The sequence below is a fragment of the Paenibacillus sp. S25 genome (assembly GCF_019454085.1).
GTDB lineage: Bacteria > Bacillota > Bacilli > Paenibacillales > Paenibacillaceae > Paenibacillus > Paenibacillus polymyxa_B.
Window position 1 is genome coordinate 4,827,027 of sequence record NZ_CP073683.1, and the last position, 24,563, is coordinate 4,851,589.

At 45.2% G+C, this 24,563-nt stretch carries 25 protein-coding genes and 1 other annotated feature; of the genes, 9 read left to right on the forward strand and 16 right to left on the reverse strand.

From position 1 onward, the window contains the following. Positions 1-47: 47 nt before the first annotated feature. Positions 48-992, reverse strand: coding sequence for a heme o synthase (gene cyoE / locus KAI37_RS21140; protein WP_013311855.1), 945 nt, complete (start codon positions 990-992; stop codon positions 48-50). Positions 993-1,195: 203 nt separating this feature from the next. On the opposite strand from cyoE, the gene KAI37_RS21145 reads away from it, so the two are divergent. Then, positions 1,196-2,179 (forward strand): metal-dependent hydrolase, encoded by a 984-nt coding sequence (locus KAI37_RS21145; protein WP_071642853.1) that lies wholly within the window; start codon positions 1,196-1,198, stop codon positions 2,177-2,179. A gap of 252 nt (positions 2,180-2,431) precedes the next feature. Here the strand turns inward: KAI37_RS21145 and KAI37_RS21150 are convergent, their stop codons facing one another. Continuing rightward, positions 2,432-2,653, reverse strand: coding sequence for an alpha/beta-type small acid-soluble spore protein (locus KAI37_RS21150; protein WP_013311857.1), 222 nt, complete (start codon positions 2,651-2,653; stop codon positions 2,432-2,434). 121 nt (positions 2,654-2,774) lie between these two features. Between KAI37_RS21150 and KAI37_RS21155 the strand changes: the two genes are divergently transcribed. Then, a complete protein-coding gene (locus KAI37_RS21155; protein ID WP_007431986.1) occupies positions 2,775-2,942 on the forward strand; it encodes a hypothetical protein in 168 nt (55 codons plus the stop codon). A gap of 42 nt (positions 2,943-2,984) precedes the next feature. Here the strand turns inward: KAI37_RS21155 and trpS are convergent, their stop codons facing one another. Then, on the reverse strand, positions 2,985-3,974 hold the full coding sequence (gene trpS / locus KAI37_RS21160) for a tryptophan--tRNA ligase (RefSeq protein ID WP_071642855.1): 990 nt from the start codon (positions 3,972-3,974) through the stop codon (positions 2,985-2,987). A gap of 53 nt (positions 3,975-4,027) precedes the next feature. Further along, positions 4,028-4,286: a binding site (T-box leader), on the reverse strand. A gap of 141 nt (positions 4,287-4,427) precedes the next feature. Here trpS and KAI37_RS21165 point away from each other — a divergent pair. Then, complete coding sequence (locus KAI37_RS21165) at positions 4,428-5,393, forward strand: aldose 1-epimerase (protein WP_220030167.1); 966 nt, start codon at positions 4,428-4,430, stop codon at positions 5,391-5,393. A 90-nt stretch (positions 5,394-5,483) separates the two neighbouring features. Next, positions 5,484-5,720: an alpha/beta-type small acid-soluble spore protein gene (locus KAI37_RS21170; RefSeq protein WP_013311861.1), complete on the forward strand. Its 237-nt coding sequence runs from the start codon at positions 5,484-5,486 to the stop codon at positions 5,718-5,720. A gap of 124 nt (positions 5,721-5,844) precedes the next feature. Here the strand turns inward: KAI37_RS21170 and KAI37_RS21175 are convergent, their stop codons facing one another. Beyond that, on the reverse strand, positions 5,845-6,246 hold the full coding sequence (locus tag KAI37_RS21175) for a hypothetical protein (RefSeq protein WP_013311862.1): 402 nt from the start codon (positions 6,244-6,246) through the stop codon (positions 5,845-5,847). Between the two features lie 261 nt (positions 6,247-6,507). Beyond that, positions 6,508-8,295, reverse strand: a complete 1,788-nt coding sequence (locus KAI37_RS21180; protein ID WP_028541419.1) for a M3 family oligoendopeptidase — start codon at positions 8,293-8,295, stop codon at positions 6,508-6,510. Positions 8,296-8,392: 97 nt separating this feature from the next. Between KAI37_RS21180 and KAI37_RS21185 the strand changes: the two genes are divergently transcribed. Together KAI37_RS21185 and KAI37_RS26575 are read left to right on the forward strand one after the other, a co-directional pair. After that, positions 8,393-8,563 carry a YycC family protein gene (locus tag KAI37_RS21185; RefSeq protein ID WP_014277894.1) on the forward strand — a complete coding sequence of 57 codons (171 nt, stop codon included), beginning with the start codon at positions 8,393-8,395 and terminating at the stop codon, positions 8,561-8,563. Then, a complete protein-coding gene (locus KAI37_RS26575; protein ID WP_023990206.1) occupies positions 8,560-8,796 on the forward strand; it encodes a hypothetical protein in 237 nt (78 codons plus the stop codon). The genes KAI37_RS21185 and KAI37_RS26575 overlap by 4 nt, the downstream gene beginning before the upstream one ends. Positions 8,797-8,888: 92 nt before the next feature. On the opposite strand, the gene KAI37_RS21190 is transcribed toward KAI37_RS26575, so the two are convergent. Both KAI37_RS21190 and KAI37_RS21195 read right to left on the reverse strand, forming a co-directional pair. Next, the gene (locus tag KAI37_RS21190) at positions 8,889-9,599 is read right to left on the reverse strand and encodes a DUF2225 domain-containing protein (RefSeq protein ID WP_023990207.1); all 711 of its coding nucleotides are present in this window, start codon (positions 9,597-9,599) and stop codon (positions 8,889-8,891) included. Between the two features lie 42 nt (positions 9,600-9,641). Next, positions 9,642-10,019, reverse strand: a complete 378-nt coding sequence (locus KAI37_RS21195) for a globin domain-containing protein (RefSeq protein ID WP_220030168.1) — start codon at positions 10,017-10,019, stop codon at positions 9,642-9,644. 412 nt (positions 10,020-10,431) lie between these two features. Between KAI37_RS21195 and ylbJ the strand changes: the two genes are divergently transcribed. Next, on the forward strand, positions 10,432-11,730 hold the full coding sequence (gene ylbJ, locus KAI37_RS21200) for a sporulation integral membrane protein YlbJ (RefSeq protein ID WP_220030169.1): 1,299 nt from the start codon (positions 10,432-10,434) through the stop codon (positions 11,728-11,730). Between the two features lie 66 nt (positions 11,731-11,796). Further along, on the forward strand, positions 11,797-12,600 hold the full coding sequence (locus tag KAI37_RS21205; RefSeq protein WP_013372943.1) for an NAD kinase: 804 nt from the start codon (positions 11,797-11,799) through the stop codon (positions 12,598-12,600). A gap of 58 nt (positions 12,601-12,658) precedes the next feature. On the opposite strand, the gene KAI37_RS21210 is transcribed toward KAI37_RS21205, so the two are convergent. Both KAI37_RS21210 and lipA read right to left on the reverse strand, forming a co-directional pair. Continuing rightward, positions 12,659-13,564, reverse strand: a complete 906-nt coding sequence (locus KAI37_RS21210; RefSeq protein WP_220030170.1) for a YutD-like domain-containing protein — start codon at positions 13,562-13,564, stop codon at positions 12,659-12,661. A gap of 24 nt (positions 13,565-13,588) precedes the next feature. After that, positions 13,589-14,491 carry a lipoyl synthase gene (lipA, locus tag KAI37_RS21215; RefSeq protein ID WP_023990211.1) on the reverse strand — a complete coding sequence of 301 codons (903 nt, stop codon included), beginning with the start codon at positions 14,489-14,491 and terminating at the stop codon, positions 13,589-13,591. 248 nt (positions 14,492-14,739) lie between these two features. Here lipA and KAI37_RS21220 point away from each other — a divergent pair, with 248 nt between their 5' ends. Then, on the forward strand, positions 14,740-15,846 hold the full coding sequence (locus KAI37_RS21220; protein ID WP_071642863.1) for a M23 family metallopeptidase: 1,107 nt from the start codon (positions 14,740-14,742) through the stop codon (positions 15,844-15,846). Positions 15,847-15,892: 46 nt separating this feature from the next. Here KAI37_RS21220 and yunB read toward each other — a convergent pair whose 3' ends face one another. The 7 genes from yunB to KAI37_RS21255 all read right to left on the reverse strand — a co-directional run bounded on the left by yunB (position 15,893) and on the right by KAI37_RS21255 (position 24,558). Continuing rightward, complete coding sequence (gene yunB, locus KAI37_RS21225) at positions 15,893-16,702, reverse strand: sporulation protein YunB (protein ID WP_076294247.1); 810 nt, start codon at positions 16,700-16,702, stop codon at positions 15,893-15,895. 126 nt (positions 16,703-16,828) lie between these two features. Continuing rightward, positions 16,829-17,761, reverse strand: a complete 933-nt coding sequence (locus KAI37_RS21230; protein ID WP_071558281.1) for an aldo/keto reductase — start codon at positions 17,759-17,761, stop codon at positions 16,829-16,831. Between the two features lie 83 nt (positions 17,762-17,844). After that, a complete protein-coding gene (locus KAI37_RS21235; protein ID WP_071642867.1) occupies positions 17,845-18,681 on the reverse strand; it encodes a carbohydrate ABC transporter permease in 837 nt (278 codons plus the stop codon). A 2-nt stretch (positions 18,682-18,683) separates the two neighbouring features. Further along, positions 18,684-19,586: a carbohydrate ABC transporter permease gene (locus tag KAI37_RS21240; RefSeq protein WP_220030171.1), complete on the reverse strand. Its 903-nt coding sequence runs from the start codon at positions 19,584-19,586 to the stop codon at positions 18,684-18,686. 32 nt (positions 19,587-19,618) lie between these two features. Further along, complete coding sequence (locus KAI37_RS21245) at positions 19,619-20,983, reverse strand: ABC transporter substrate-binding protein (protein WP_220030172.1); 1,365 nt, start codon at positions 20,981-20,983, stop codon at positions 19,619-19,621. Positions 20,984-21,082: 99 nt separating this feature from the next. Further along, positions 21,083-22,939, reverse strand: coding sequence for a histidine kinase (locus KAI37_RS21250; RefSeq protein WP_220030173.1), 1,857 nt, complete (start codon positions 22,937-22,939; stop codon positions 21,083-21,085). Positions 22,940-22,962: 23 nt separating this feature from the next. After that, a complete protein-coding gene (locus tag KAI37_RS21255; protein ID WP_220030174.1) occupies positions 22,963-24,558 on the reverse strand; it encodes a response regulator transcription factor in 1,596 nt (531 codons plus the stop codon). Positions 24,559-24,563: the final 5 nt, after the last annotated feature.

Below are 24,563 nucleotides of genomic sequence, written 5' to 3' on the forward strand. Positions count from 1 at the left end.
CCTGTTGGACAGCTATATGGTGCACTATAAAAGCCTCTAAAATGACATTAGAACTTATGAACCGTATCGACGATCATCAGCAAGAAGCTGAGTGTCAGATGGTTAATGGAAAAGAAAAATACTTTTTTTGCCCAGGAATCCGTTTCTTCTTCCTTAATCGTAAAACCTTTAAAGGCATAGAATGCCCACAGCACGGACAGTAACACGGACACGATCATAAAAATCATACCGGCATATCCATAAGCATACATAAGGATGGGTACCGGAATCAGCAATACAATATAAGGAATCATCTGAATTTTGGTACGATGGATACCTTTTACGACTGGCAACAACGGAAATCCTGCTGCGCGATATTCCTCAACTCTGCGAATAGCAAGTGCCCAAAAGTGAGGAGGCTGCCATAAGAATAGGAGAGCAAATAAGAGCCAAGCGCCCATATCAATACGCCCCGAAGCGGCCACATAACCAATCACAGGAGGCATTGCACCGGAAATACCGCCGATGGATGTGCTCCATGTAGACGAACGTTTTAACCAAAGTGTATAAATACCGACGTAGACGAACATACCAAGTAATCCCAGTAATCCTGCCTTTACACCAGAGAAGAAGAATAGAACAGCTAACCCGACAACACCCAAAATAATAGCGTATGACAACACCGTTGTAGGGGTCAGACGCCCTGTTGGCAGTGAGCGATTACGTGTACGTTCCATTTTCAAATCCAGCTCACGGTCAAAATAGTTGTTAAAAACACAAGAAGACGCCATAACCAGCATTGTACCTAAAAGTGTAAGAATTAGCTTTATATAGTCAACGTCCCATTGCGATGCTAACCAAAAACCACCAAAGGCTGCAACCAGATTGGTACGAAGGATGCCTGGCTTGGTAACTGTAATAAAATCTTTCCAAGTGCCCGCTTTACCGGGTGGTTTAGATTTTACAGAATAGGTAGCCGCATCCGAAGAAGTCTTATAACTTATATTATCCATTGTGAGTAACTCCCCCTTAGAGATGTATGAATTCGGGAGTAAGTTGAACTCCGATATAAATTTTATCATATACCTACCCCGAAAAGTTTGACAGAAAACGCACAAAACGTTCACAATTCCGATGGCAAATCGTCCCTGCTGATCGTTTACAGTAAATTTGGGTAGTAATAAGTACAGGAAACAATACAAAAGGAGCGACAGATATGGATACAGCCACACACTTTGTCATGGGAATCGGATTGGCCGGGCTGGCCTACACTGATCCTGTCGTCGCCGGAGATCCAAAGTTGGCCGCAGTCGTACTGCTCGCTACAGTCGTAGCGTCACAAGCTCCGGATTTTGACACTTTGCTTCGGTTGAAAAATAATGCAGCCTACATTCGCAATCACCGTGGACTGTCGCATTCAATTCCCTTCTGGTTGATATGGATCTTGTCCATAACAGGACTGATTTGCCTGATCTTCAGAGATGTGCCCCCAGGTCATGTAGCATTATGGGTAACGATTGCTGTCTGCCTACATGTATTCACAGATTTATTTAATACGTACGGAACACAGGCATTCCGGCCGTTTACGAACAAGTGGATATCTTGGAATATCATCCATATTTTCGATCCCTTTATTTTTGGCACCCATGTTGCTGCGATTATGCTGTGGATCACCGGATTGATTCCACCCGCTCCCTTATTTATTACGCTGTACGTTATTATTGGCCTATATTACATTTGGCGAACCTGGAGTCATTTTATAACCAGAAAAGCGGTACGTGATATGGACAACGAGCGTCAGGAAGGCGACATCTATTATATCATTCCCACCGTATCATGGAACCGGTGGCATGTGGTAAAAGCTCATCAGAATGGAAGTTATGACATTGGCGGATTAAATGGCAAACACTTATTTTGGACGAAACATGCGATTCCATCCACACATCCTGCCGTAGAAGCATCCAAATCCTATCGCGATGTGCAGGCATTTCGCTATTTTTCCTCCTTCGCCGTTGCCGAGGTGGAGGAACTGGAATGGGGCTACATTGTGCGATGGGGAGACGTAAGGTATCGACACCGAAAACAATATCCATTCGTGGCCGTGGTCGCGATGGATAAGCAGTTCGGACTGATTAACAGCTATATTGGATGGCTCAGTGACGAAAAGATGCAAAAACGCCTTTCCCTGCATACGAATTAAAACCTGCTTACAAGCTAACAACAAGCCGTATGAACAACAGACAGCAAGTTCCCCTTAATCTGGGAGCTTGCTTTTTTTTGGTCACTCCCGCAAAAAATCAGATCTCATGAAAGCGCCCTCTTGACGAAGCGGACTTGCGTGATTCACAATGGTCATAAGCCATGCGTAAAAAAATCCGGAGCATGATCGCTCCGGATTTTCTTCATCACAGTTGCTCATAATACAGCTTCCAAGATGGAGTGTCTATGTGTATTACTGCAAACGGCTGCTGCCCGACAAGGATTGTTCTGCTTGTTGGACCAGCTTTTTCGTGATGTATCCCCCAAGCGAACCTGTTTCGCGGGAAACAACATTACCGAAGTAACCGTCCTGAGGGATAGTGATGCCAAGTTCTTGAGCTGCCTCATATTTTAATTGTTGTAAAGCGGCGTTGGCCTGCGGTACTTGCAGGTTGTTTGAACGACGTCTGCTCATATTTGAATCTCCTTTCAGTTCTTTGTGAGTGAGGTTCATTGCAAGCTTGCAAGATTATTATGGCTCGCTTACAACTACTTATTCCTGAAATTCAACATTCGAACACTGGAGGTTTTTACCAATGAGCAAAGGTTTGTCCCTATGGTTCGCCGTTTCATCCATTGTCCTGCTGACCGCAGCCGCTATATCCATCAGTTATTCCGCATGGCTTGCCATTCTGCTGGGGCTATTATCTGTCGGCAATATCGGCTGGGGTTTCGTGGTCAAAGCCCGACAACGCCGCTCCTAAGCCAATCCTATAGGGCCTAATCAGTTTTGCCAGCAATATGCTTTAGCGTAGACGTGGCAGAAAGCCCATGCGCTCTTTGACCGCAGACAACGTGACTTCAGCCGCTTCTTGTGCACGCTCTGCGGATTGGGCCAAAATACGTCCAATCTCACCGGATTCCCGGATGTCGCGATAGCGCTGCTGAATCGGTTCAAGCATAGCTACAACGGTCTCTGCCAGTTCTTTTTTAAATGTTCCGTACATTTGACCTTCATAGCGATCCTGCACTTCTTGGAGCGACAAACCGGAACACTGGCTGTAGATGCCCATCAGATTACTAATTTCCGGTTTATTGGCTGGATCATATCTAACCTCACTACCAGAATCGGTTGTAGCGCGGCTAATTTTCTTGCGTATGACTTTCGGTTCGTCCAGCAAGGCAATAAAGCTGCCTGCATTCGGATTGCTCTTACTCATTTTTTTAGATACATCATCCAGGGACATAATTCTCGCCCCTACTTCAGGGATATACGGTTCGGGAACAGTAAAATAATCTCCATAACGGTGATTAAAGCGACCCGCCAAATCGCGTGTCAGCTCCAGATGCTGTTTCTGATCGTCGCCTACCGGGACGAGATCCGCGTTGTAGAGCAAAATGTCAGCTGCCATCAACGATGGATATACGAACAGCCCTGCTCCTACGGAGTCCTTGCCTGCCGCTTTATCCTTAAACTGAGTCATACGTTCCAATTCGCCCATATTCGTCAGTGTTGTCATCAACCATCCCAGCTCAGCGTGCTGAGGAACATGGGATTGTAAAAAGACATTGGATTTCTCCGGATTAATACCTGCTGCGATAAATAATGCCGCTACCGCCTCCGACTGCTCACGTAAATGGGCCGGTTCCTGCGGTACGGTAATTGCATGAAGGTCTACGACCATAAAGTAACATTGATGATCCTCTTGCAATTTGACAAAGTTTTTCATTGCACCAATGTAATTGCCCAAAGTAAGTTGTCCACTAGGCTGAATACCTGAAAGTACAGTTTTCATATTCTTCCTCCTCCGTTTATTTCAAAATTAGAACGCAAAAAGGCCCCGCATCCTCAAGGGACGCGAGACCGTGGTACCACCCTTATTCATTGCCGTCAGCCTATTACTTGTCGGAGCTATGCTCCGTGGCTGCCTGCAATCTTAAAGCTCCGTTAACGGGGAGCAATCGGCCGTCATACTGAGGACAGTAGAATCCTGTTCTGTGCGGCACTCCAAGGTCCATTCAGCAGTGCAGGCTCACCGGTTCCCATCCACCACCGGCTTTCTGAAGAGCTTATGCGAAAGCTTACTTGTCCTCATCATCGTGTTATCCATGTCATTACTTTCTAAACTACATTAATGATAATTCCGCATAATGTTATTGTCAAATGACGATTGTGCCCTACGATCAAAAATCTGTTATCATAATGACACGAAGCTTCAACCGATTATAGTGGACAAAGGAGCATGGATATGAAACAAGTGACCAAAGAACACTGGAACGGTTACGACACGTATGTTTTACATAGTGGTGAACTGGAAGTTACGATGATCCCTCGCCTCGGGAATAATATTATCTCAGTGCGTGATCTGAAGCTCGACCGGGATATCGTACGTCGGCCTGGTGAGGAAGAATTGGCTTTCTATTTACAAAAGCCTTATCATTTTGGCTTGCCCATTTTGATTCCTCCAGGCCGAATTCGCAAAGGACAATTTGAGTTTGACGGTATTCCTTATCAGTTCGACCGAAATACAGCCAATGACAATCATATACACGGTCTGCATCGTAATCAGTCCTGGCGCTGCAGTGATATTGAAGAGGATGAAGAAGGTTGCAGTGTTACTACTGAGCTTTTGACAGAAAGTGATCCGCACTGGATGGAACAGTTCCCCATTCCCTTGCGTCTGGAGATGACGTATCGCTTGCAGGGTGCTGTATTAAGTCAAACGCTGCGCGTAACGAATTTAGGTGAAAAAGCAGCCCCATTTGGCTTGGGATATCACACTTGGTTTATGGTGGACGGAGAACCTGAGCGCTGGCGCCTAAAGCTGCCTGTGAACGGCGTCTATGAGCAGGATGCTGAACAGCTACCTACAGGTATCATTACTTCGTTGAATGACTTGGATCAGCTCTCTTCGGGTCTTTCTCTGAAAGGAACAAATCTAGATACGCTGTTGCGGGCGACGGAAGGCCCTGCTGAAGCTGTTTTGACTCGTGACGACGGTTATCAAATCCGCTACACAGCAGATGAGCAATACTTTAAGTATTGGGTGTTATATACCAAAGGTGAATGCGATCAGTATCTTTGCATTGAGCCTTATACATGGCTGTCGGATGCTCCCAATTTGCCTGATCCTGTTGAGGGAGGCGGACTGATCCGTCTGGAGCCTCAGCAATCCATCGACCTTAAAACTCAGATTCATATCATATATCCGTAATTTTCCTCTAGTCACTTTTCTTCCTTCGGCGCATATTTTCATAACTCTGTCGCATACTAACCTCATCACAGCCGAAGGAGGTGACTACACATGAATGAAGCTAATCAAGGCAGAAGCCGTCGCAGTAACAACCTAGTTGTTCCTCAAGCCAACAACGCATTGCAACAATTGAAATATGAAGCTGCACAAGAGCTGGGCATCACCATTCCGGCAGATGGTTACTACGGTGACATGCCATCCCGTGAAGCTGGTTCTCTGGGAGGCTATATCACTAAACGCTTGGTACAGCTGGCCGAACAGCAATTATCAGGTCGTTCAGGTCAATAAGCGTCATTATTCCACATGAGCATTCCGTTCATCGTAATTTACCAAAATGCGTTATAACGGGCATATAACAAAGGCGGTCTTCCCTAGGAAGGCCGCCTTTTCTTTACTCTTTTTTTATAAATGATTATTCCGAATTAGCCGCTCGGTATGTAGGCTTGTTGTAGCGGATCATAAGATTCGCCATGTTGTAGTTGGACTCCAGTGTTGCATCTACCAAAATCGTTCCTTGTCTAATGGCAAAATCGAAAGCAATCTCGCCATGAGTCCAGCTACGCTTATGATTTAGCGTTTCTAGGGCCATACGCCGAAAATCCTCCCGATGCTTTGCTGATAACCCCGGTTCTACTGCTGCAAATGTGCCACCTTTACCTGCAAGCGGATTATGACGAATCCCAAATTTTCCAACTACATTGTTACGTATTTGTACAAATACGATACCTGACGACAAGCCCGCCAGTTCATTATCCAGTTCTTTTAAAACGATATCCATCTGCCTTGCCAACGACAATTGACCTACTTCATCCATCACAAAAAACCCTCCTATATACCTTATACAAAAATATTTAATAGGTCTTACGGCTCAATTATATGCGAAGATTTTTAACCTTACAATCAAAACCAACATAATTGGGTATTTATAACTATTTTCTAAGTATATCCATCATTTTAAATTTCGCCAACAGGTAATGTTAATTACACTTCGACATTTTGCGACTTTGTTCATCATCTTCTGCAAAAATTAAAAAAAGGCCTCCCTTATGGGAGACCTTTCAAAAGTGTAAATCCGTTATTTTGTCATTTGTAAAAATTGCTCAATATCCTGAACAGTAACTTGCGCAGCATTACGCCAGAAGTCAGCCTGTGTTAAATCGGTACCTAAGTGCTTGGAAGCCAATTCTTCGACTGTCATGCGACCTGTATCACGCAGCAAGGCATCATATTGGTCGGCGAAGCCGTCAGGATTTTCCTTCGCAAAAGCGTAAATTCCTGCACTGAACATATACCCGAATGTGTACGGGAAGTTGTAGAAAGGAGTGTTCGTAATATAGAAATGCAGCTTGGATGCCCAAAAATGAGGATGAGCCTCATCCAGTACACCACTAAACGCTTCACGCTGCGCTTGTTCCATCAACTCGCTTAATTGTTGTGCTCCTACGACTCCTTTTTTCCGCAGCTCGTAAAAACGGGTTTCAAACAGGAAACGGGCATGAATGTTCATAAAGAAGGCTACACCACGCTGAATTTTATCCTCCAGCAAAGCCACCTTCTCCTGACCCTCGGCAGCTTCCAGCAACGCATCTGATACAATTAGTTCTGCCAGCGTCGATGCCGTCTCAGCCACGTTCATGGCATAATTTTGATTCAATGGGTGCAATTCATTCATCACATGCTGATGATAACCGTGTCCGAGCTCATGGGCCAGTGTCGAAACATTGGATGGTGATCCGGCATAGGTCATAAAAATACGGGTCTCTTTGCTCAGACGCAGAGATGTACAGAAACCACCCGGACGTTTGCCTGGACGATCTTCTGCTTCGATCCAGCTTTTCTCAAAAGCCATTTGGGCAAAGTCAGCCATTCTCGAGCTAAATTTACCAAATTGCTCAACAATCGTTACAGCAGCATCGTCGTAAGGGATTTTAGTGGTTGACGTCCCCAGCGGAGCTTCAACGTCATGCCAGGACAGCTTCTCTAAGCCTAGCAGCTTTGCTTTCCGCTCCAAGTATTTGACTACAATAGGCTTTGTTTCATTAATAACCTGCCACATCGTATCCAGCGTTTGTGCAGACATACGGCTGATTTCCAGCGGTTCTTTAAGCACATCTGTCCAGCCTCGTTTTTCATATAGCTTCAGACGGAAGCCTGCCAAATGATTCAATGTATCCGCACAATAGTCCTCTACCTGAGTCCACGCCTCTTCCCAACGTGCAAACACGTCTTTACGTACGCTGCGATCTGCTTCATCCAGCTTATTAGCTGCCTGACCTACAGACAGGTTTACGATCTCGCCATTTTCTGGAACAGGGATCGTCATATTTTTGACGATGGTATCATAAAAGTCGCCCCAGCCATGGTAGCCATCCACTGCCAGATCCAATGCAAGGCTTTCCAGCTCAGGAGCCATTTTTTCACGTGCTTCGTTCCGATATTCGGTAAGGACAAAAGAAATCGGCTGGATAGCTTCGCGCTCCATCCATTTCTGCCAAATGTCTTCACTGGTTTGTGCCAGCAAGTTCTGGAAAGATACTAAAGCACTTTTCCCTTGGGCATACAGCGTGTTGACACGTGCCCCCAGTTGAACAGCCAGCTTGTCGTGCTGGTTTTGAGCAGTTAGACAAGAGACAAAGGAACCCGCCTGCGACGCGCCATTAAATAGCTCCTGTATGCTATTCAGTACACTATCCAGACGCTCGGTATCCAATACCGTTTGTGGTACTTTGGCTGCTTTAAGCTGAGCTTGCAGTTGTTGGACCTTGCTTTCCATTTCTTCCAAAAATGCAAGAAATGAGGCAGAGGAAGATCCTCCGCTAAAAATAGATTCCAGATCCCATGTTTGCTTTAACGGTGTTTTCATAATAGTTCCACCTTTCTTTTTTGGCGAATTCATGTGGTTTCATATACAATAAAGCTACATCGTGATAGTAAATCACTACAATTGGGAGGAAAACAGGATGAGACCCTTACAAATTTCGCCGGAGACGGCTGTGAAATTATCCGAAAAGCTCGGCATTCCGCTGGAACACCTTATGCATACACCCCAGCACATTTTGATGCAAAAGCTGGCCGAACTGGCTAAAGAAGAAACCGCTGACCCGAACGGCGGAGAATCGGACAAATCATGATCCCTTTTCATAAAACCTGGCCTTATGACATCGTCATGGGAGACGTTTATGTACAGTCTTGTCCGTTTTGCGACCATGATAATGTTTTGCTGCCCCTGAAGCCAAAAGAACTTAAGCTCATACACGAAGGTATGAAAAAGCTGCTTGTGTTTCCATGCTGCCATAACAAGGTTACTTTAGTGGATTGTGATGACGATTATTTGCTGTCAGATACCACATTGCGTCATCATTAATTCATGAGGCAGTTGTAAGATAAGATAACCCGTTTTACAAACAAGGTGTGAACCATGAGCCTAAATCGGCCATAGTGCACACCTTTATTTCTTCAGGAGGAGCTTGCGTCTTGCATTTCCTCCGGCAGTTGGTAATTTTTAGCCAGCATTTGTTCTCGCAGTACAGACCACTGTTCACGGGAAGCCCGGATCATGGCTGCATCCATAATCTTTTTGTCATTAATGACACGCGAAAACCAGCGTACTGCTTCGTTAAAGTTGCCTGTACGTCGATGCAATTCACCAATCAGATAAAGCAGTTTGGCATTATTCGCCCCGACACCCTCCAGCTCATAGACCCGAACATAAGAATCCAGACTAAATTTGAGAAAGCGAAGCTCCTGCTCCTCATTTCCCTGGTATCTGTACATCCAAGCGATATGCTGTAATAGACTAGCTACTACGCGTTCCTTTTCTCCGATGACCTGGGCACAGAGTAAACCCAGTTTATACGTTTCTAATGCCTCTTCCCAGCTACGGTGCCCGCCATATTCGCGAGACTGCCAGCGATTACCGATTTTATCCTTGAATATCTTGGTTTGCTGTTCGCTTAACTGAACGGTAGAGTGCTCTGTCGAGGTAAATCCACAATGAGGACAGACCCTTACGACATAAAAATCCGGATTTTCATTCTTATAATAAGCACAAAAATCTGAATCCGTACGAATGGCCTTTTTTAGGCTTGGTCTGACACGGGATGTTTGAAATTCTTCTTCGCAATGTGGGCAAATGATTTTGATCTGATATAACGGTTCAAGTTCCAATGTTTTTACAACCCTCTCCAAAATTCGGCAATCCCCGAAAGCTTACGGGGTATTTACAAAATGATGCGCAGGACCAGACAAACGGTTAAGTATGATTGAACGAAGCGGCTCCTCAATGCCCGTATCCGTTAACGCACCTGCCATACAAGACAACCATGCCTCTGCTCGCTCCTCCGTTACGGGAAACTTCATATGTCTGGCACGTAACATCGGATGACCATATGCATCAGAAAAAAGGGACGGTCCTCCAAAAAACTGACTCAGGAACATATACTGCTTTTCCTTAACCGGTTCCATGTCTTTAGGAAACAGGGGACTTAACAACGGATCTTTATAAACTCTCGGGTAGAAGGCCTCAATAATAGCACGAACACCTTCCGCACCCCCAAGGTTGTCATAAACGCTCAGGCTAGGATTCACTTTTCCTCCAACTTTCTGTGCTATGGTAATAAATATACACCCGTATTATAACAAAAAACAAAAAATGACGCTAAAAATAAGCGTCATTTTATCAATTTAACATATGAAGAGGGTGTGCTTCATTGCACACAGCTTCGTCATTCTATAAATACAATTAATAACTCCGCCAATCCTCTTCACCGGGATGGACGAGAGAGGCACGAATAACATACACAAAAGCACATACGAACAGACCGGCAACGATACTCATCCTGATCACTCCATCCTTAAGGTTATGGATCGTTGTTTTCCTATTTTAACATACTATTTACAAAAATACAGCATTAGATGTAACCGTTTTCTTTGATTTTTTTGTACTCTTTGTCCATCCCCGACATAGGTATATTAGTACAACTCCAAAGGAGGGGCCTCTATGTCGCTATACCGTCGTTACTCGCTTCCTCTGCTCATCCTTACACTGCTATTCCTATTTATGCTTATGGCTGTATACCCGCAATCTTCTCTGAATGCCGGGCTTCGGGGGCTTGCCATCTGGTGGGACGTGCTGTTTCCGTCTTTATTCCCGTTTTTCGTTATTTCCGAGCTTCTCCTGGGTTTCGGAATTGTTCATTTCATAGGCGCGCTGTTGGATCCGCTGATGCAGCCTCTATTCCGTGTACCTGGCTGTGGAGGTTTTGTCGCTGCGGTCAGCTGTGCATCCGGTTACCCGATTGGAGCTAAACTAACAGCCAAGCTGTGGGAGCAAAAATGGATCACACGCATTGAAGGAGAGCGTTTGGTCGCGTTTACCACTTCCTCTGATCCGATATTTTTGATCGGTGCGGTTTCCGTTGGCTTCTTCCATCAACCAGAAATTGCACTCGTACTGGGCACGGCCCATTATGGTGGCGTGCTCATCATCGGACTGCTTATGCGCTTCCACGGTTCCCGTTCAGGAGAAACAGATACTCGCAACGACCGCCCTCAACCTACTCAAAAAGCCTGGTCGAAGTCCAAGAATACAAAAGTAGCAGATCGCAATAGGCAGCCTGGACCCCTACGCCAAGCATTATATGCCATGCATACAGCTCGTTTGGAAGATGGTCGCCCATTGGGTGAGTTACTTCGTCAGGCGATTACTTCCTCCCTACGCCTTATTATTGTCGTAGGAGGGCTAGTTGTATTCTTCTGTGTCATTTTAGACGCTTTGACGAACTCCGGTTTAATGAGCGGGCTTCATCTGCTTACGGCAAGCCTATTGACTGCATGTGGTCTTCCTCCTACGTTAACGGAGTCCATTGTGGGTGGTATTTTCGAAGTCACTTTAGGAGCGCAAGCCGCAGGTAAAGCCACGGCAGCGGCGTTACCATTCAAGGTAGCCGCAGCCGCTTTTGTTCTCTCCTGGGGCGGGCTGTCGGTTCATGCGCAGGTTGCAAGTATTTTAAATATGACGGATCTTCGTTATATGCCATTTTTGTTGGCCCGGGCTGCGCACGGCATCATCTCAGCACTGCTAGCTCTCGTGTTATGGCGGCCTCTTATGGGACAGGGAAGCTCTCCAGTCTTTTCTCCGATATACGACATCGCGTGGTCTCCTGGCTTCTCGTCCGTCATGTTGTTGCAAAGTCTGCTGTTTCTTGCCTTTATACTGGCTGGAATGCTTAGTCTCTCATGGTTGAGTGTGGGTACAAGTCGCTTATATGTACGTTTGAGAAGAACACACAGGCAATGAACGATTGTGTTCTTGCTCATAATTGATTATGATCGATATATACCCATGACAAAGGAGCTTTTCATCTTGAGATATTATGTTCTGGATCGCGGGGATCAGCACTCCATGGACCTGAGTCAGCAATTTCACCGTCTTGCCCAAGAAAAGAATTTCAAGCTGGATGCCGAATCGCCGGAAATCGTCGTGTCTATTGGAGGCGATGGTACGATGCTTCATGCGTTTCATACCTTCATCGACCGCATTCCGGATATTGCCTTTGTTGGTGTACATACCGGTCATCTAGGCTTTTACGCTGATTGGCGTGCGGACGAGCTGGAGGAGCTAATCCACCTGATGAGCCAAAGCGGATCTGAAGGACCGCTTAACCCGAGAATCGTTAAGTATCCACTGATTGAGTTGGAAATTCACAAGAAGTCAGGCAATGCTTCTTTTATTGCCTTGAATGAATTTACGTTAAAAGGGGTGGATGGCACTGTCGTTGCCCAAGTAGATATTAATGATATCACCTTTGAAATGTTTCGCGGTGACGGTATATGTGTTTCTACCCCCTCAGGAACGACCGCATATAATAAAGCACTTGGCGGAGCTATGGTTCACCCCACCATTGAAGCATTGCAATTGACTGAGATCGCTTCCATTAATAACCGCGTGTATCGGACACTGGGATCGCCATTGCTACTGCCCAAACACCATCATTGTGATATTTTTTCACGGAAAGATCAGCGTCTCTTATTGACAGTAGATCACCTCAACTTTCCTGTGGATGACTTAATCTCTGTTCGATGTCAGGTCGCAAGTCAGAAGATCAGCTTCGCTCGTTATCGTCCTTTCCCATTTTGGGATCGAGTACGCAACGCTTTTCTCAATTAGAACCTATAAAAGAGCCGACTCTGGCTCTTTTTTTATAAACAAAACGGCCCCTGAAAATTCAGGAACCGTTTTGTTGTGGAGCTGTATATGATTTATTCTTTTTGCTACCCTCAGCTCTTTCGGCTTTAGCAGCTGGCTGGGTCTGCCGCTGGCCCTCAGGTTCACGTGAGACACGAACTTGCCGTCCCTCCCGATTTTCCTTTGGTTGACGCTCATAGCGTGGCCCACGCGATTCCTTTTTATCGAAACTCCCTTGCTGATTGCGCTGTCTACGTGGTTCCCGGGCTTGCTGCCCTTCACCCGGATTGCGTCCATCCTTTGTTTCACGTGGTTCTCTTGGCTGGCGCGAATCACGTGCTTCACGCTGCCGATTTCCTTCACGTCCTTCTCTGGATGGACGACTTTCGCGAGCTTCACGCGGCTGTCGTTCACGTACCTCCTGGGCATCCTTCAGTTCACGACGTTGCAACTCGCGTGGTTCCCGGGATTCTCGAGGCTGCTCCACTCGCGATTCCTCCGTAGCTGTGGAATCCTGCTGTGGTTGCGGCCACTCCTGTTCTCCAGCTGTATGTTGCAATACTTCTTGCTGCTCTTCGGGTTCTAGCGTTCCCGCTTGTTCCCTCTGAGCATCTACCAACTGCTGAATATCTGGAGCAATGATTTCATCATTGACCCCGTTTTTATTAACTACTTCACGGCTTTTTTGCAACACAAAATAAGCACAGCCAAAATTGCAGTATTCATTAATGTAATCGTCCAGTACCACTATAGATGTATCCTTATTTGCTTTGGGATGACCGTCTCGATAAAAGCCCTTCAGACGTAGCTGATTGTAACCCCAATCACCAATAATGTAATCATAGCGATCCAGCACTTCACTATACCGATCACGAAACGCTTCGGGATTCCACCCGTTCTTGTGATCCTGCAACAATTCATAGTTTTTACCACCGATTTGAAACAAGCTATTCTGACCGCCTTTCCCGGATCAAGCCTGCGAAAGGGCGCCTTCTTCCTTATGCTGAGCGGCTGACTTCACCTGCTCATGCGCTTGGTAGGAGCTGCGGACCAACGGTCCAGATTCGACGTGGCTGAATCCCCGCTGTAATCCCTCTTCCTTTAACTTCGCAAAATCTTCCGGTGGATAATATTTTTGCACATATAAATGTTTCTCGGACGGCTGCAAATATTGACCAATTGTCATAATGTCACAATCGACTTTACGCAGATCATCCATGGTTTGTAAGATCTCGTCCCACTCTTCCCCGACACCTAGCATGATGCTTGATTTCGTTGGAATAGCCGGATTTAATTGCTTCGCACGTTGAAGCAGCTCCAGAGAGCGACGGTATTTCGCTTTAGCCCGAACCTTGTCGGACATGCGCTCCACCGTTTCAATATTATGATTCAGAATATCTGGTTTGGCATCCATGACGATTCGCAGCGATTCAATATCGCCCATAAAATCGGGAATCAATACTTCTACACTGCAAAAAGGTAATCGGCGGCGAATCGCACGAACCGTTTCTGCAAATATAGTAGCACCCCCATCTTTCAAATCGTCGCGAGCCACACTGGTTACGACACAGTGCTTCAAATTCATGTTTTCAGCCGCTTCAGCGACGCGTTCAGGCTCCTGCAAGTCCAGTTCCGTAGGCATTCCCGTATTTACTGCGCAAAAACGACACGCACGCGTACAAGTATCACCCAAAATCATAAATGTAGCTGTCCTATTGGCCCAGCATTCATATATATTAGGGCATCGTGCCTCCTCACATACGGTATGTAATGTCTTGGAACGCATCATGCTCTTGATTTCCTGATAGTTATCGCCTGTCGTAAGTTTAATACGAATCCAGTCGGGCTTAGCTTCCTTCACTTTTCTAGACAATGGCATAGACCTTCTTTCTGATAAGCTTAAGCTGTCATTGCCATACATTATAACATGAAAGCCATGGAAAAACCTCCATTCATTGTTCCCTTTTTGATATGACATTGATGCCGGAAAAAGTAAACTCTGTACATGGATAAAAGCGGCGGATATGGCTCAATCTAAACAAAAGCGCCCTATTCACGCTATTGAATACGGGGCCTAGAATTTACCGGGCGATTAAGCCCTTCTATAGGAGGTCGGTTCACGTGCCTTACCCTACGCGGACAGCCCGAGCTGTTCGTTTGTTATCGCTGCTGTTATGTGCTACTACACTGACAACGGCCTGTCCGCTTCCTGCCCATGCCTTTGCCAATCACTTACAGTCCTCGTCCGCCAGAAGCAGCCTGACCGCAAATGTAGATGCTTCACATGTTCAGTCCTCGTCGTATACGTCCAGGCTGGCTCTATATCATTCCATCGAAGCTTTGACTGGAGTTCCTTGGTACAGGCTGGCCGCCATCGACCAGTATGAACGCACACTTACAGTGGCCCATCCCAGGGATCGGAAGCATGCGGAACGAATCATAGGTATTTTCATCACGGGACCAGTCTGGTCCGGCCTGATGAACCCTGATTCGGAGGATCAAAATCCGCGTTCCATTGAACTATTTTCCGGGCTGGGACAAGACGGTTCAGGTGATGGAATCGCTGACCGTAATAATGACAAGGATCTGCTATTCAGCATCGCATCTTATCTCGGAAAGTATGGAAACAACGAGGATGAATTTGGTATTGCCGTTTGGGAATATTACCATAACAGCCGCGCAGTTCAAAGAGTTCAGCAGTTTGCCAAGCTGTATCGGACGTATGGCAAGCTGGATCTGGTCAGTCAAGCCTTCCCTCTTCCTTTAGGCAGCATTTATAGCTACCGCAGCACATGGGGAAGCCGTCGCAGCTGGGGCGGTTACCGTATACATGAAGGAACTGATCTGTTTGCTGGCTATGGAGTTCCAGTTCGCAGTACCTGCTACGGTGTAGTTGAAATGAAGGGCTGGAATCCCTTCGGAGGATGGCGAATCGGAATCCGAGATCTCAACAACCGCTATCACTACTATGCGCATCTTTCCGGCTTTGACAAAACCGTCCACAACGGAGACATCGTTACACCCGGTCAGACGGTTGGCTGGGTCGGAAGCTCGGGCTATGGAAAACCCGGTACCCAAGGTAAGTTTCCACCGCATCTGCACTATGGTATATATCGGGACAATGGCTGGGCAGATTGGTCCTTTGACCCGTATCCGTTATTAAGACAGTGGGAGCAGTCCGAACGCAAAGCGCTCAAAACAGGAAAAACAAAAGGGACCTCCTCATAGGGTCCCTTTTGTTTTTCCTGGGCAGCTCACGTCACTCCCCTCGGCTCTATGGCGTTGGGGACTGGCTAGAGGTGTTTTGGTTTTCCTCTACCTCTGGAACACTTTCTATGCTGGAATCTATAGCGCCGCTACTCTCTATGGAATGGGGAGGCAACGCCAACTGCGGAGCGGCTGCACCATTTTTACCCACTGGTTTCCCCTGATTGTCATAGTAGTACATCGGAACGTTGCCCACCACCAGCAAATACGAAACTGGGATTTCCGTCTCTACAATCTGAGGTTGCATCTCAAACGGTATAACCACAGACACTTCCGTCGTAATCCGAATATACACTTCCACCAAAATCATGTTTATGCCCGCATCCTGTTGACGCGTATTTAAATCCACCTTGATCGCTCCATGCGGCTCCACCTTTAGAGGGACCGTTGGTCCATAAGCTGCCAACAGTGGACTGCCCAATGCCTGACCAATCGGAACACTCTCATCAAAATGGCTCATGCTGTCCATCGTTGCCTTGACTGCTTTGAGCGTGTCTGACGTAATTCTCATATGCTCTGCGTAATTCAGAACAAAGCCAGAGGTTCTTCCTTGTGCATCCGTTCTCCATTCGATCAAATTATCAGCCGTCTTCCCCTGCTCTACCTGTGCTGTAATTGCTGAATTAATAGCCTCCGTCGCCATTTGTTTGACCCGCACTTTTGCCAGGTGCATCATAGGCGGCTTCAAATGCTGCTCCACATAAGCAGCCACCTGTATGATTCCTACCAGCAGCGCCAGTACCACAATCAAAAATACTCTACGTCTGCCGCGTTGCCTTCTATTGGGTGCGCTGTGCCATTGCGGTCTTCTCATCATCCGATCCCCCCGCAGCGTTGGACTTACCCTACAAGGATATGCAAGGGAGGGACGAAAAAGAAGCCGCCCGTCCGGCAGCTTCTCTAGATGGAATACATATACAATTGCAAATTTCAGGTACACTTATTATTTGAAAATGTGGTCAATCTTTTCGATATCAGCCTGACTCAATTGGACATTTAGCGTCTTCAGGTTCGCAAGCACCTGCTCCGGCCCCTTCGCCCCTGGAATGAGGGCATCAATCGAATCGCGGGTCAAATACCATGCGAGCACAACATGAGCAACCTCTGCATTCAACGCATTGGCAATCTCCCGTACCTGCTCCACTTTGTCCAAATTACGAGCAAATGCATCTCCCTGAAACAATGGATTTTTTGCTCTAATGTCTGTGAAGGTCATGTCTTTCGTATACTTACCACCCAGCAATCCTGAAGCTAGCGGGAAATAAGGCACAAACGAAATGCCATTTTCCTTGGTATAAGGCAGCAGATCCTTCTCAGCTTCCCGTTGAAACAAATTATATTGGGATTGGAGCACATCTACATAACCGTCGCTATTCGCATCCTTAAGTTGTTCAATGGAAAAGTTAGATACGCCAATAGCCTTGATTTTGCCTTCGTCCTTAAGCTTCTTCAATTCTCCAACTGCTTCTGCCTTCGGCGTAGCTTCGTCCGGGAAATGGATATAAAACAGATCGATATAATCGGTCTGCAATCTTTTCAGGCTGGATTCAACGGATTCACGTAAAAAAGCAGGCGAGTTGTCAAAAACAACCTCTCCGTTCACAAATTTGTGTGCCCCCTTGGTCGCAATGACCGCTTCCTCACGTTTGCCCCGCTCCTTCAGCACCTCACCGATCAACCGCTCTGAGTGCTCAGGTCCATAAATAAAAGCCGTATCCAGAAAATTGATGCCGTTGTCCAAAGCTGTGCGAACAACTTCTTTACCTGTTTCATCATTCAAACCGGAAAAGAGATTATGTCCTCCCACCTTATTTGCACCCAAACCGATTGGTTTTACATATAGATCTGTTTTGCCAATACGCACTTGCTCTGCCAATTCACGTCATCTCCTTTTCGAAAGTTACTTCCATTTTAATATTAAATTCCAAAAAAATCAAAGTGCGTACCTGGCAGTTGTTCTCATCCTTTAATCCCCGTCAAAGCAATCCCTTCCATAAAATACTTCTGTCCTATGGCAAAAAGAATAATAGCAGGCAAGACTACAATTAAAGATGCGGCCATCAAAACACCCCATTGAGCCGAATATATTCCCTGAAATTGCTGCAGCCCAATCGCCAACGTAAATTTGCTCTCATCATTAAGGTAAACCAGCGGCCCCATAAAATCATTCCATGTATTCAAAAACGTAAACAATCCAATGACCAAAATCGCCGACCTCGACAAAGGCAAAATAATACGGGTGAAAATCGTAAAATGATTGCCTCCATCCACAAATACAGCTTCATCCAGTTCTCGCGGTAGAGTCATGTAGAATTGTCTTAGCAAAAAAATATTAAAAACGCCTCCACCAAAAAACGAAGGTAATACCAATGGAACGTACGAATTAACCATGCCTAATGCCTGCCAACCAATAAATGACGGAATCAGCGTGACTGCAAACGGCAGCATCATGCTGCTTAATAACAAGGCAAATACCTTATCTCTTCCCTTCCATCTCATTCGCGCAAAGCTATAGGCAGAAATGGTACTCGACAGAAGTACACCCGCCAAAGTACCCGCTACGACGATAAATGTATTCACAAAATAGCGCCCAAAGGATAACTCTTCAAACGGCTGTAAAAAATTCTCGAATACAAAAGGCTCTGGAATCCATTTCGGCGGGATCAAAAAAATCTGACTTAAATCCATCATAGAGCTTCGCACTAGCCAGTAAAAAGGAAACATACAAAACAGTGAGCCTATTATGAGAACTGTGTAGAGTAAAACCCTGCTCCAACTCCAACCGCGTTTTTTCATGTTCATGCCCCCCCGCCTTCGTAATACACCCATTTTCGGGCCGTCTTGAACAGAAAGGCAGTGAATACCAAAACGACAATAAAGAGCACCCAAGCAATAGCACAGGCATAACCCATATTTGAAAAAGTAAATGCCTCGCGGAACAAATAAAAGGTATAAAACAAGCTGGAGTTATTGGGTCCACCCTGAGTCATGACGTAAGGTTGAACAAACACTTGAAACCCACCGATGAAGCCCATAATCGTATTAAAAAAAATAGTGGGCGATGTCAATGGAATTGTAATATACATAAGCTTATGAAGAGCGTTTCCACCGTCAATTTCAATGGCTTCATAATAATGTCTAGGTATATCTTGCAAGCCTGCCAGAAAAATAATCATGGTTCCTCCAACGGTCCACAAACTCATTAAAACCAGAGTAGGAACTACCGACCCTTCGCTATAGATCCACTGACTTTCAGGCAAATGCAGCGCACGCAGCACCACATTTAGCAAGCCAAGATCCGGATCAAACAGCCACATCCAGATCATAGACGATGCTATGAGTGGCACAATGGTAGGGAGATAGAAAACAGTCCTGAAAAAAGCCAGACCTTTTACCTTTTGATTAAGTAATATCGCCAAAAAGAAAGCTACAATAATTTGCAGGGGCACACTCAGGAACACATAATAAAACGTAACCCCGAGTGATTTATAAAAAAATTGATCCGTACCGTCAAATAAGTGGACGTAATTATCCAGACCGATAAAATGGGCCTGTGAAGCAACCTTGTAATCGGTAAGACTGAACCAGAGACTAGCGATCATCGGTCCCAGAACAAAAATGACAAAGCCGAGAATAGCAGGGGCGGCAAAAAGCCACCCCAACCAATTTTCCTTCTTACGAATAGAACATAATGATTGCATTCTATCCCTCTCTTTCTGTCAAAACACTCACCCTATTCTTTTGGATACGTCCCTTTAAATTCCGCGTTGGCCTTTGCGGAAACCTCCTTAAATGCTTGCTCCACCGTTTTCTTGCCCAACCATACCTGATCTAGCGCCGGGTTAATGATGGCATTGATTTTTTCCGAGTTTTTCAGATAATAGTCGTAAGAATTGACACCGTTATGCAGCGTTTGGTTCATGACAGCATCACGGTAACCATCGGCATGACCTGGTTTGACATCCGCCCATTTGCTAATAAAGTCTGGTTCGGTGTACCACTTTTTCATGACAGGCATCCACAATCCGCTGGAATGCATGTCAAGTCCGCTTTCAGCATCCAGCAAGAATTTATAAAACATCCATGCTTCTTTAGGATGTTTGGTTTTGGCAGAAATCACTTCCGGTTCACCAAACAGGATCGTTTTGCTGCTCTTCAGCTTGGGTAATACGCCTACACCAAAATTCACCTTCGATTCTCCAAGATCCAATTGAACCCACTGTCCATCCAGATCCATCGCTACACGCTTACTTTGTAGTGCTACGGCCGGGGAAGGTATATTTTTGGACTGTGTTGGCGACGGTGCCACATGATAAACGTTGATCAGATCAGCCATTTTCTGAACAGCTTCAATCACATCAGGGCTCTCAAGATTAAGCGAGTCCCCTTTGTCTGAAATGACACTTGCGTTATTGGAAGGCACAAGCAAATGCCACATCCATGTATCAAACCGAACTCCATACTGTTTAATGTTACTTGCATCGAAATTGGGACTGAGCGCATTATTTCCCGCTTTATCAATGGTGAGCTTTTGTGCTGTCTCTAAAAACTGCTCCCATGTCCAAGCCTCTTCAGCCTTTACTGGCGGCAAAGCAACACCAGCCTCATCAAACAAATCTTTATTGTAATAAAGCGCGAAAGCTTCCTCAGTTACCTTGACCCCAGCCACTTTGTCCTTATCCCAATAGATGACTGAATTAGGAATAAGACTTTCCTTCGTTAGCTCCTTATCCTCCTTCAAAAATTCATTTAAATTATATAGTTTGCCTTGTTCAGCCCATTGCAGAGCCTGTGCTTTATAAATTGGAAATACATCGGGTGCCTGATTGGCAGCAAACATCGTCGTTAATTTGGTTACGTAATCCCCGGGGATATGCATATAGTTAATTTTGATCCACGGATATTTCTCTGTAAATTTTTTAGCGATTTCCTGCTGAACCTTCTTTTCATTGGTGCTACCCCAACTGGCATAGGTCAGTGTCACTTGCTCGTGACCCTGCAAATCAACTGGTTTGCTGCTGCTCTCATTTGAACTACAGGCTGACATAAGCCCAACGATCAAGCACATGCAGACGATCCATAACTTTCGTTTTAACATGAGTAACGCCCCCAAACCGTTTATTTTTTTACCTTTTCGTTTGTTGCTTCGTCACTAAACTCATTTTAGCAAACGCTTACATTTATAAAAGTCGTACTCTCATTGGATTGGTGTCATTTGATTAGATCTATGAATTTCTCCGATGCGAATCAGGACGAATGTCCCTTTACCTGCTGGCGAATGGAGCGTAACGCCATAATCCATTCCATATAATAGCCGTACTCTTCTGTCTACATTTTTAATACCCGTTGATCTGATTTCTCCAGCTTGAATTCGGCGTATATGTTCTTCTTGAATTCCTGATCCATTATCCTCCACTTTAAAACACACCAATTGCTTCTCGATCCAGGCTGTGATCTTAATCAGACCCCCTGATTCCATTTCGGCGAAGCCGTGAATAATTGAATTCTCTACAAAAGGCTGTAAGAAAAGTTTGGGAACCTCCATCTGAAGCAAAATGGGATCAATATCATATTCCACCGTGAACTTGTCCTCAAAGCGATTCTGCATAATAAAAATGTATTTCTCCAGCCAATTCAGATCGGTTTCCAAGCTCCATGTATCGTTTTTGTTTCGAGTAGTAATTTGCAGCATTTCTGCCAGACTAATGATCAATTGGCCTAGCTCCTGCTGTTTATGTTCTAACGCGATCCAATACATGGTCGTTAAAGTGTTATACAAAAAATGGGGATTCAGCTGTAAATTAAGTGCCATTAACTCCGACTCTTTGGCTCGTAGACGTGACTTGTAATTTTCCTCGATTAAATCTTTAATTTTTTCATTCATTTGATTAAACCGAATCACCAGGTCTCCCAATTCATCATAGCCACGCACAGGAATTCGAATATCAAAATGCCCTTTCTCCATTACTTTCATCGCTTGTTTCATATCTGTGATGGGCTTACTGATATAAACAGACAGTAAATAAGCAAGAATAACAGCAACGAGCATCATAAAACCTAAAAAAAACACCGTGTAGGTGCGAATCGTTGATAGATGTCCCAATACATCTTCCATGGGAATGGCTATATAAGATACCCAGCCCGTCGTCTTCATCGCTTCGTAAACCAGTAATATGCTTTGACCTTTAACGTTTACCATTTTCATCCCTTGTTCCGAAGCAATGGCATCCTTAAGCCAATCCGCCACGGGCTCCCCCACTTGTTGCTGTCTATCCGAACTCATGACCATCCCATTTTTATCATGAATCATGCCATAGGATAGATGTGCAAATCCGCTGCGGGCTGCATAATCTTCAAAACCCCCTTTTAACAAGTCAGGACGAAAATTCAGTATAAGTATAGGTTTTTCCTTTCCCTCCGGAAGCGTATGAAAGGTTCCTGCATCATCTAATGCAGTCAAATGAAGCTGCTTTACCACAGCAAATAAAGAACTAAACTCATAGGAGCCTCGTTTTAAATCTTGCTGATGGAATGTATCGGCATACGAATAAGCCGGAATCCACTTGGTAGCCCCTTCTGCTTCCACCGCCGTTGTTGCCAACGGAGAAGAATAGAACGGCTGAACGGGAATATACATCCGATCAGTGCTTCCATATGCATAATTTTGCGTCATAATTTGGGAAGCGTACACTTCCTCCATATTGCCAAAGTATCTGTACAAAATTTTTGTAATGCTGCGATCTGCTCGTAACAGCGATGAAGAATCCGTAGTATCCACGTTCGTAATGTTCTGAAGAAGATCATGGTCGATCGGAATCATATCTACGGTTTTTTGAATAGCTGTCAGCTTGTTATCCAGCAGCTGGTTATTACTACGCAGAACGCTTGTAACGCTATCTGTTACATTTGTAGTAATATTCCGTGCGCTCGTTTCAAAGTAAACGAAACCTAGAATCAAAACGATAAAACCAGACAACAAAAAATAGGACAGCATCAATTTCGTACGAAAGCTACTGTCCAAAAATTTTTGATACATATATTTAACTTGGCGCATCGTATCTTCCTTTCACCTAACAATCAGTTGAATTTCCTACGAAATTCTTCCGGCGTGTGCATTACATTTTTTTTGAACACTTTAAAAAAGTATTTGATATCTTTATAACCAACCTGTCTACTAATTTCTGCGACCTTGGCGTCTGTATGCAGCAGTAAGTGCTGAGCCTTTTGCATTCTGAGCTTCACCATATATTCCGTGAACGAGAGCCCGAAATAATTTTTGAACAGAATGCTAAAATAGGACGCATTATAGTGGAAGCGCCGGGAGACGATCTCCAGACTTAGGTCTTCATGTAGATGTGCATCTAGAAATTCCTTGCACTTGTTCATAATGGGTTCGCCTTTGGAGCCGCTATGAAGCTCAAGAATCAGCTCTTTTAACCATGTTGCAACACGATCCTCAAGATTCCGAAGACAGGTGGCCTTTTCGACAGCTTTGTTCAAACGTTCCGAGAAACGTGAGTAGACTTCCTCACTCCACCCTATATTTAACCGTTGTAAACTAACCAACAGAAGGTGTACCAATTTTGCTTTAAGCGCTTCAGGTGCAGGATACCCTTGTGTCATTTGTCCAATGAAATTTTGCACCCGACCCAATAGCTGATCGGGCTTTCCATTAGAGATAACGCTTTCAATAAATTTAAAAAATGCCATTTGTTCGTGTGCGCTCATTTCCTGTACTGGCTGCTCATCATCTGAAACGACAAGGTTCAAACATCTGATGTGAGGTGTATAAAAACGCATAGAGATCAGGCCAACGGCCTTTTCGTGAGATTGGCTTATTTGCATTTCATCAAAATTAAAAGGCTGACCCCAAGCAAACCAGATTGAAATAGCTTGCTGTTGCTCCAACTTTTTCAGCCCAGCTTGCAGGGCACTTTTGGCCTCTTTGCTTTCAGCCCTATCCTTCCAATTCACTACTGCAACCACATGGTCTTTACGGGATTCGAGTGGAAACACGACAGAAGACGCCCAAGGTCGCAATATTTCAACAACCGTATTACGGAGCTGAGAATCCCACATATGTATATCCTCCGGGTGGGCCGCCGATGCTCCCAACGCGAGAACTTCTCCTATCCCATGCCATCCAAAGTGACTCTTTAATAGGATTTTCTCATTAGGCTGTAATTTGTCTGTCACGCATCTGCTAAACAAATGCTCCACAAATGCAGGCATACTCTGCTCGATCTGATTCAACGCTGTTTGATTCCCAATCAGTGCTTCCTGTTCCTCTACAATAATCTTCTCCATGTGTTGAATCACTTCAATGAGCTGCTGCGATTGCACCGGTTTCACCAAATAATCATTCGCCCCGTACCTCACCGCCTGCTGTGCATAGCTAAATTCCTGGTAGACTGTCACTAAAATAACTTTGGTCTCATGCTGACCGGATGTTCTCAATTGTTGAAGATACTCAAGTCCATTCATGATCGGCATTTGAATATCTGTAAAAACGATTTGGATCGGTTTGGATAACGTAATGGTCAGAGCATCTTTCCCGTTCTTGGCTTCCCATACCTCGTATTCGGGACGTAGATCCCTGACCATGGCAGCTAAACCTCGACGCTGTCTAGTTTCATCATCCACAACAAGTACTCCCAGCGGGATCGAATTCACTGACT

Bases quoted from the DNA above. Each gene is read 5' to 3' on its own strand.
- KAI37_RS21180 (WP_028541419.1), bottom strand. From the start codon at position 8,295: ATGAAAACACCGTTAAAGCAAACATGGGATCTGGAATCTATTTTTAGC.
- KAI37_RS21245 (WP_220030172.1), bottom strand. From the start codon at position 20,983: ATGTTAAAACGAAAGTTATGGATCGTCTGCATGTGCTTGATCGTTGGG.
- KAI37_RS21145 (WP_071642853.1), top strand. From the start codon at position 1,196: ATGGATACAGCCACACACTTTGTCATGGGAATCGGATTGGCCGGGCTG.
- KAI37_RS21240 (WP_220030171.1), bottom strand. From the start codon at position 19,586: ATGCAATCATTATGTTCTATTCGTAAGAAGGAAAATTGGTTGGGGTGG.
- KAI37_RS21250 (WP_220030173.1), bottom strand. From the start codon at position 22,939: ATGCGCCAAGTTAAATATATGTATCAAAAATTTTTGGACAGTAGCTTT.
- cyoE (WP_013311855.1), bottom strand. From the start codon at position 992: ATGGATAATATAAGTTATAAGACTTCTTCGGATGCGGCTACCTATTCT.
- KAI37_RS21155 (WP_007431986.1), top strand. From the start codon at position 2,775: ATGAGCAAAGGTTTGTCCCTATGGTTCGCCGTTTCATCCATTGTCCTG.
- KAI37_RS21170 (WP_013311861.1), top strand. From the start codon at position 5,484: ATGAATGAAGCTAATCAAGGCAGAAGCCGTCGCAGTAACAACCTAGTT.
- KAI37_RS21185 (WP_014277894.1), top strand. From the start codon at position 8,393: ATGAGACCCTTACAAATTTCGCCGGAGACGGCTGTGAAATTATCCGAA.
- KAI37_RS21175 (WP_013311862.1), bottom strand. From the start codon at position 6,246: ATGGATGAAGTAGGTCAATTGTCGTTGGCAAGGCAGATGGATATCGTT.
- yunB (WP_076294247.1), bottom strand. From the start codon at position 16,702: ATGATGAGAAGACCGCAATGGCACAGCGCACCCAATAGAAGGCAACGC.
- KAI37_RS21150 (WP_013311857.1), bottom strand. From the start codon at position 2,653: ATGAGCAGACGTCGTTCAAACAACCTGCAAGTACCGCAGGCCAACGCC.
- trpS (WP_071642855.1), bottom strand. From the start codon at position 3,974: ATGAAAACTGTACTTTCAGGTATTCAGCCTAGTGGACAACTTACTTTG.
- KAI37_RS26575 (WP_023990206.1), top strand. From the start codon at position 8,560: ATGATCCCTTTTCATAAAACCTGGCCTTATGACATCGTCATGGGAGAC.
- KAI37_RS21235 (WP_071642867.1), bottom strand. From the start codon at position 18,681: ATGAAAAAACGCGGTTGGAGTTGGAGCAGGGTTTTACTCTACACAGTT.
- ylbJ (WP_220030169.1), top strand. From the start codon at position 10,432: ATGTCGCTATACCGTCGTTACTCGCTTCCTCTGCTCATCCTTACACTG.
- KAI37_RS21165 (WP_220030167.1), top strand. From the start codon at position 4,428: ATGAAACAAGTGACCAAAGAACACTGGAACGGTTACGACACGTATGTT.